Here is a 7,025-nt window from a genome sequence, read left to right on the forward strand (position 1 = left end):
GGAACGTCCATCATCACCTGCGTGAATGATACGGGAGCCGCATGGCCGAACTCGGCAATCTCGACCTGAACCTGCTGCGGGTCTTCGACGCCGTCGCCCGCGAACGCCACGTGACCCGCGCGGCGGAGCGGCTGAACCTGTCCCAGCCCGCCGTCTCCAATGCCCTGGCGCGGCTGCGCCTCGCGCTCGGCGACGAGCTCTTCCTCCGCCGCCCCGGCGGCGTCGAGCCGACCGCCCTGGCGCTGACCCTGGCCGCGCCCGTCGCCGACGCACTCGACCGCATCGCCGAGGCCATCGCCAGCCAGGCCCCCTTCGACCCCGCCAGCACGCGCCGTGTCTTCACCGTCGCCTTCAGCGAATATGCCGAGGCCGTGCTGGCGCCGCCGCTGCTGGCGCGGCTGGCGCAGGAGGCCCCGCAGGCGCTGCTCGCCATCCGCCACGTCGACCGCACCAACTGGGAGGCGCTGCTGGAGGCCGATGCCGCCAGCCTGGCGCTCGGCGTGCTGCCGGAGCCGCCGGCGATCTACACCCGGTTGCGGCTGCTGCCGGAGGGCTTCCGCACCCTGATGCGCGCCGACCATCCGCTGGCCGAGGGCGCGCTGACGCTCGAGCGCTTCCTCAGCGTCCCCCACCTGCTGCATTCGCCGAACGGCTCGCGCGACGGGGCGATGGACTGGGCGCTGACCGCGGCGGGGCAGCCGCCGCGCCGGCTCGGCGCCGTGGTCGCGCATCTCTCGGCGGTGCCGGAGATCCTGCAGCGGACCGGGATGATCATCAGCCTGTCCTCCCGCCTGGCCGTCCAGCTCGCCGCCGCGCATGGGCTGGCGCTGCGCGACCCGCCCGTCACCCTCCGCCACACCCGCCTGTCCCTGCTGTTCCACCGCCGCTTCGAGGCCGACCCGGGCCATGCCTGGCTCCGCCGCCTAATCCTGGCCGTGGCCCGCGACGTGGAGCCCGCCGCATGACCGAGGCCTATGACTACGTCATCGTCGGCGGCGGCAGCGCCGGCTGCGCCCTCGCCGCCCGGCTCTCCGAGGACCCCGGCACGACCGTCGCCCTAATCGAGGCCGGCGGCCGCGACCGCCACCCCTATATCCACATCCCCGCCGGCTATGCCCGCATCCTCGGCCACCACCGCCTGACCTGGGGCTACCGGACCGAGCCGGACCCCGGCACCGCCGACCGGGCGCTGGATTATCCGCGCGGCCGGGTCTGGGGCGGCTCCTCCTCGATCAACGGCCTCGGCCATGTCCGCGGCCACCCGTCCGACTACGACCTTTGGGCGCAGAAGGGCTGCACGGGCTGGGGCTGGGACGAGCTGCTGCCCTATTTTCGGAAGCACGAGAGCTTCGCTTCTGGGGGCGCGGAACGCGGCACCGCCGGGCCGCAGCCGGTCGAGCACCTGGCCGAAACGCCGCCGCTGCTGGACCACCTCGCCGCGGCCGCCCGCGCCATCGGCCTGCCGGTGAACGCCGACATGAACGGCCCGCAGCGCGAAGGTTTTTCCACCTTCCAGCAGACCCGCCGCGGCCGCCGCCGCATCTCCGCCGCGCGGGCGTACCTGCATCCGGCGCTGGGCCGTCCCAACCTCCACGTCATCGACCAGGCGCTGGCCCTGAAGATCGTCGTCGCCGAGGGCCGCGCCACCGGCGTCGCCATCCGCCGCGCCGGGGTGGAGCAGGTGGTCGCGGCGAAGCGCGAGGTGATCCTCTCGGCCGGCGCCATCGGCTCCCCGCAACTGCTGCTGCTCTCGGGCCTCGGCCCGGCCGCGGACCTCGCCGCGCTCGGCATCCCGGTGCTGCGGGACATGCCGGGCATCGGCGCCAACCTGCAGGACCATTTCATCATCCGGCTCGGCTTCCGCCTGGCCTCGCACCGCTGGTCGGCCAATCGCCGCATCGCCGGCTGGCGGCTGCCCATCGAGGCGCTGCGCTGGGCGCTGCGCGGCGACGGCGTCCTCACCTGGTCGCCCGGCATGTTCTCCCTCTTCGCCCGCACCGCGCCGGGGCTGGAGGCGCCCGACATCCAGATCAACGGCGGCCCGCTCTCCTGGGCCGAGGCGCCCGCCGCGCCCGGCCACCGCTTCGCCGGCCTGCGGATCGGCGTGCCGGAGTCAGGGCCCGGCATGACGCTGGGCGTCTGGCAATGCCGGCCGGAGAGCCGCGGCGCCATCACCCTGGCCTCGCCCGACCCGGCCGTGGCGCCGCGCATCGCGCCGCGCTTCCTGGCGACCGAGGCCGACCGCGCCTGTGCGCTCCGCGGCATCCGGCTGGCACGGCAGTGGATGGCGGCGGCGCCGCTGGCCGGGATCGTCGCCGGCGAATCCCGCCCCGGCCCGGCCGCGGCCGACGACGCCGCCCTGCTCGACTTCGCCCGGGAGACCGGCGGCACCGTCTACCACCCCTGCGGCACGGTGCGGATGGGCGGCGACCCGACCGCGCCGCTCGATGCCCAGCTCCGGCTGCGCGGCATCGACGGGCTCCGGGTGGTGGACGCCTCGGTCTTCCCGGACATCCCGGTCTGCAACATCAACGCGACGGTGCTGAGCGTGGCGGAGAAGGCCGCCGATCTCATCCGCGCGGGGTAGCCGCGCCTATTCCGGGCGCCAGCGCAGCCGCCGCAGCAGCCATTCGCGGTAGGCCAGCACCGCCTCCGGCGGCGGTGCCAGCGGGCTCAGCACCGGCGCCAGCTCCGCACCGGCGCTGACCCGGATGCCGGCCGGAAGCCCGGCCCGTTCCTCCTCCAGCCAGCGCTGCGCCGCGGCGCGCCAGAGCGCCACCACATCCGCCGGCGTCAGCGCCGGCAGCATCAGCGCGCCGATCAGCCGGGCATTCGCCGCCGCCGCGACGAAGCCGGCCCGCAGCGCCGCATCGCCGCCGCTGGCCAGCTCGCCGAGGGTCGGGGTTTCCGGCAGCGCCGGGTCGCGCGGGCCGGGGCCGTCGAGGGTGAACCAGGGCCTGGCGCCCAGCGCCGCCAGCCGCGCCGGCACGTCGGCGCCCTGCAGCACCACCGCCTCCACCGCGCCCTGGGCCAGGGCGGCCTCCGCCCGCTCGCCGGGCAGGCCCGGCACCGGCGTCGCCGGCAGGCCCAGCAGGTCCAGCCCGAGCAGCGCCACCGCGCCGGCCTGGTCGGGCGTGGCGAGGCCGAGGCGGATCGGCCCGGTCGCCGCCGCCGCCAGCCCGGCCCGGCCGGCCACCACCGCCGGCCCCTGGGCGGCGCAGACCGGCGCCCAGCCGGCGCCCTCGAAGCGGGCCCGCGGATCGCCGACCAGCCGGGCCTGGGCCGCGGCACCGGGCAGCACCAGCAGGGTGCGGCCATCCGGCGCGGCGGCGGTGGCGAAGCGGTTGGCCGCGGTCACCCCGTCCGGCCCGCCGAGCACGCTCTGCCGCAGCACCACCGCGGTGGTGCTGCCGCGCGCCAGCGCCGCCGCCAGCCGCGAGGCCCAATGCGCCAGCGGCCCGCCCTCGGGCCCCGGCACCAGCAGCGTGGCCGCCGCCGGCAGCAGCGCCCAGGCCGGGGCGGTGCCCGCCGCCACCATGGCGGCCGCGGCGCGCAGCAGGGTCCTGCGGGGGATCGCCGGGCGGGGCCGCGTGGCCGCGCCGCCGGCCTCGGGGACGGCAACCATGGCGCTAGTCGTCGTAGCGCAGCAGGGTCTCGCAGGGCACGTCGAGGCGCCCGCGGCCGCCGAGGAAGGTCAGTTCGATCAGCGCCGCGACCGCCGGCACCACGGCCCCTGCCTGGCGCAGCAGGCCGATCCCGGCCGCCATGGTCCCGCCGGTCGCCAGCAGGTCGTCGAGCAGCACCACCCGCTGGCCGGGCTGCACCGCATCGGCCTGCATCTCGATCCGGTCGGTGCCGTATTCCAGCGCGTAGTCGAGGCCGATGGTCGGCCCCGGCAGCTTGCGCGGCTTGCGCAGCATGACGAAGCCGAGCCCCAGCTCCAGCGCCAGGGGGGCCGCCACCAGGAAGCCGCGGCTCTCGATGCCGGCCAGCACGTCCGGCTTGTGCGGCCGCACCAGCGCCGCCATGCGGGCCATCGCCGCATGCCAGGCGGGGCCGTGCCGCAGCAGGGTCGAGATGTCGTAGAACAGGATGCCGGGCTTGGGGAAATCCGGGATGCCGCGGATATGGTCGCGCAGGTCGATATCGAGGCTGGTCTCTGGCATGGGCTGATCTTTCGGATGGACCGGCGCTGGCGCCAGGGTTGGCGACACTAAGCACCGGGCACCGGGGCGGTGCAACGGGGCCGCCGCCGCGGCGGCGCGCGCCAGGGGCTTGGCGGCGCGGCCGGTCTGGGCCATGTCGGGCGGATGTCCCGCATCCCCATTGCCGTAGTGGTCGGCCTGCTCGGTTTCGCCGCCTATGTCGCCCTGGTGGTGGCCCTGGCGGACCATGTCATCACCCAGCACTGGGCGCTGCAGGTGCCCTTCTTCCTGGTGGCCGGCATCGTCTGGGCCTTCCCGGCGAAATGGCTGATGTTCTGGGCCGCCGGCCAGCGCTGAGGCCCGGCGAAGACGAAAAACCCCGCCGGCCCTGGGGGCTGGCGGGGTTCTCGGCGATGCCTGACATGGTCGGAGCGAGAGGATTCGAACCTCCGGCCCCTGCGTCCCGAACACAGTGCTCTACCAGGCTGAGCTACGCTCCGTCGGTCGGGCATCCCCCCGGGCGACGGCGGCCGGCGCCTGGGGAGGCGGCGATATAGCCCCCGCCGCCGGGCTCGGCAAGGGGGGGCGTGGCCCGGTTCACAGCCGGTCGGCCGGGGCGGCGGCCTCGGCCGTCGGCGCGCTGCGCAGCAGGGCCATCACCGCCGGCACGTCCGCCGCCACGGTGAAGAGCCGGCGGCAGGCGGGATCGACGAAGCCGTCGGCGATCAGCGCCTCGACGAGCGCCACGAAGGGCTGCGCCCAGCCGGCGGCGTCCAGCACGATCACCGGCCGGTCGTGCAGGCCGAGCTGCCGCCAGGTGATGATCTCGACCAGCTCGTCGAGGGTGCCGAGCCCGCCGGGGATGGCGACGAAGGCGTCGGACAGCTCGAACATCCGGGTCTTCCGGCTGTGCATGCTGGTGGTCACCTCCAGCTCCGCCACCGCCGGGAAGATGCGTTCGATCCTCGTCAGGAATTCGGGGATGACGCCGTGCACCCGGCCGCCGGCGGCGATCGCCGCCTCGGCCACCACCCCCATCAGCCCGACCCCGCCGCCGCCGTAGACCACGGTCAGCCCGGCCTCGGCCATGGCGGTGCCCAGCGCCTGCGCCGCGGCGGCATGGGCCGGGTTGCGGCCGGGGCGGCTGCCGCAAAAGATCGCGGCGGATCGGATCTGGTCTGACATGGCGGGACTGCTCCGGAAGGCTTTGGGTCCAAGGTGGTGGGTCTGTTACAGGCTGGAACTTGCCACGCGAATGGCAAGCCGTGGCATGATCGCAATCGGACACTCACCACCAAGGACTTGCGTATGAAGATGCGAATATGGGTTGCGGCACTCGGCATGGCCGCCCTGGCCGGCACGGCTTTCGCGCAGGGCGACGTCATCGCCGAGCGCCGCGCCGGGCTGAAGCGGATGGGCGGGCATATGGATGCCTTCAAGCCGGTTGCCGAGGCCCGGGGCGACGTCGCCGCGCTGGCGCCGCGGGTCGATGACATGATCGCCTGGTTCCGCACCATGCCCGACCGCTTCCCCGCCGGCTCGAACACCGGCGATACCAAGGCCCTGCCGGCGGTCTGGAGCGAGCGCGCCGGCTTCGAGGCCGCCAATACCCGCATGCTCGGCCAGCTCGAGGTGCTGAAGGCCGCCGCCACCGCCGGGGATGCCGCCGGCTTCGCCACCGCCTACCAGGCGACCGGGCCGCAGTTCTGCGGCGCCTGCCACCGCACCTACCGCGCCCGCTAGGCGGCTCAGCCGAACCGGCTGAGCCCGAACACCGCCAGGGCCGCCGCACCCAGCAACGCGGCGGCCAGCAGCGGGGAGCCGAGGCGCGGCGCCGCCATGCCGGCCGGCAGCGCCTTGCGGCCGGTCAGCATCGGCCGCACCAGGTTCTGGCCCTTGAGCAGGGCATAGGCCAGGACCGCCAGCACATGCAGCCCCGCCGCCACCAGGATGAGGTTGAAGTTGCGATGGTGCAGCCCGGTCAGCCAGTCGCTGGTCTCGGAGTCGACCGTCCGGGCCAGCGGGCCGTAGTCGCCGTAGCCGGTATTGGCGAAGAGCCCGGTCACCGGCTGGGCCAGCAGCAGCGCCAGCAGCACCAGCACCATCCAGCCGCCGGCGGCATTGTGCCCGATCTCCCGGTCCGGCTCCCGCCGCCGCAGCTGGCGCAGATGCGCCAGCGCGGCCAGCGGCGAGCGCAGGAAGCGGTTGAAGCGGGCGGTATCGGAGCCGACGATCCCCCAGGCCAGCCGGAACAGCACCAGCGCCAGCACCACGTAGCCCGAGGCGTAATGGGTCCGCATCCAGCCCGCCTGAATGCTGGCGTAGGAGACGCCCAGCAGGATCACCACCGACCAGTGCACCAGCCTGATCCAGCCATCCCATACCTCCACCCGCCGCAACGCCCCGTCGTTCATGCGCCTGTCCCGCCCGATTCGCCCATGCCGCCAGGGTATCAACCGCGGCGTTCCGGCGCAGCCCGGCGCAACGCCGGCGCGGCGTGGGGGCGGGCATGACGCTGCCGCCGCTGCCCGAGGCGCTGGCGCCCTGGGCCGGGCCGGTCGTGGCGGCGCTGCTCGCCCTGGCCTGGGCCGGCCTCGCCCGGCTGCGGCGCCGGCCGGACCTCGCCGGCCTCGGCGCCGGGCTCGGCCTGGCGGCCGGCTGGCTGCTGACCCTCGGGCAGCTCACCGGCTCGCCCCGGCAGCTGCCGGAACGGCTGCCGGCACTGGCCCTGCTGGCCGGGCTGCTCGACCTGCTGCTGGCCCTGGCCGGGCGCCGCGGCTGGGTGACGGGGCCGCTGGCGGGGCTCGGGCTGCTCGGCGCCGGCTGGTGGCTGGCCGGCGGGCCGCTCACCCCGGCGGACCTGGGCCGGGCCGGGGTGCC

General features: G+C 75.5%; 9 protein-coding genes and 1 tRNA gene. 5 read left to right on the plus strand and 5 right to left on the minus strand.

Going from position 1 to position 7,025, the window contains the following annotated elements; all coding sequences use genetic code 11:
* Positions 1–41: 41 nt before the first annotated feature.
* Positions 42–965 (plus strand): LysR family transcriptional regulator, encoded by a 924-nt coding sequence (locus tag QWZ14_RS03730; RefSeq protein ID WP_290315224.1) that lies wholly within the window; start codon positions 42–44, stop codon positions 963–965.
* Entirely contained in the window at positions 962–2,587 is a 1,626-nt protein-coding gene (locus tag QWZ14_RS03735) for a GMC family oxidoreductase (protein WP_290315225.1), read from the plus strand. The genes QWZ14_RS03730 and QWZ14_RS03735 overlap by 4 nt, the downstream gene beginning before the upstream one ends.
* Before the next feature lie 6 nt (positions 2,588–2,593).
* On the opposite strand, the gene QWZ14_RS03740 is transcribed toward QWZ14_RS03735, so the two are convergent.
* On the minus strand, positions 2,594–3,625 hold the full coding sequence (locus tag QWZ14_RS03740; protein WP_290315226.1) for a hypothetical protein: 1,032 nt from the start codon (positions 3,623–3,625) through the stop codon (positions 2,594–2,596).
* Between the two features lie 4 nt (positions 3,626–3,629).
* A complete protein-coding gene (locus tag QWZ14_RS03745) occupies positions 3,630–4,145 on the minus strand; it encodes an adenine phosphoribosyltransferase (RefSeq protein WP_290315233.1) in 516 nt (171 codons plus the stop codon).
* Positions 4,146–4,235: 90 nt separating this feature from the next.
* On the opposite strand from QWZ14_RS03745, the gene QWZ14_RS03750 reads away from it, so the two are divergent.
* A complete protein-coding gene (locus QWZ14_RS03750; protein ID WP_290315227.1) occupies positions 4,236–4,502 on the plus strand; it encodes a DUF2842 domain-containing protein in 267 nt (88 codons plus the stop codon).
* 66 nt (positions 4,503–4,568) lie between these two features.
* Here the strand turns inward: QWZ14_RS03750 and QWZ14_RS03755 are convergent.
* Both QWZ14_RS03755 and QWZ14_RS03760 read right to left on the minus strand, forming a co-directional pair.
* Positions 4,569–4,645, minus strand: a tRNA-Pro gene (locus tag QWZ14_RS03755).
* Positions 4,646–4,742: 97 nt separating this feature from the next.
* A complete protein-coding gene (locus QWZ14_RS03760) occupies positions 4,743–5,330 on the minus strand; it encodes an LOG family protein (RefSeq protein ID WP_290315228.1) in 588 nt (195 codons plus the stop codon).
* Positions 5,331–5,453: 123 nt separating this feature from the next.
* Here QWZ14_RS03760 and QWZ14_RS03765 point away from each other — a divergent pair, with 123 nt between their 5' ends.
* A complete protein-coding gene (locus QWZ14_RS03765) occupies positions 5,454–5,888 on the plus strand; it encodes a c-type cytochrome (RefSeq protein ID WP_290315229.1) in 435 nt (144 codons plus the stop codon).
* A 5-nt stretch (positions 5,889–5,893) separates the two neighbouring features.
* Here the strand turns inward: QWZ14_RS03765 and QWZ14_RS03770 are convergent, their stop codons facing one another.
* Positions 5,894–6,559: a cytochrome b/b6 domain-containing protein gene (locus tag QWZ14_RS03770; RefSeq protein WP_290315230.1), complete on the minus strand. Its 666-nt coding sequence runs from the start codon at positions 6,557–6,559 to the stop codon at positions 5,894–5,896.
* 95 nt (positions 6,560–6,654) lie between these two features.
* Between QWZ14_RS03770 and QWZ14_RS03775 the strand changes: the two genes are divergently transcribed.
* Positions 6,655–7,025 (plus strand): hypothetical protein (locus QWZ14_RS03775; protein WP_456307214.1); only part of this gene is annotated, 371 nt, incomplete at its 3' end.

It is taken from the genome of Paeniroseomonas aquatica, from assembly GCF_030409335.1.
GTDB classification, from domain to species: Bacteria; Pseudomonadota; Alphaproteobacteria; order Acetobacterales; family Acetobacteraceae; genus Belnapia; species Belnapia aquatica.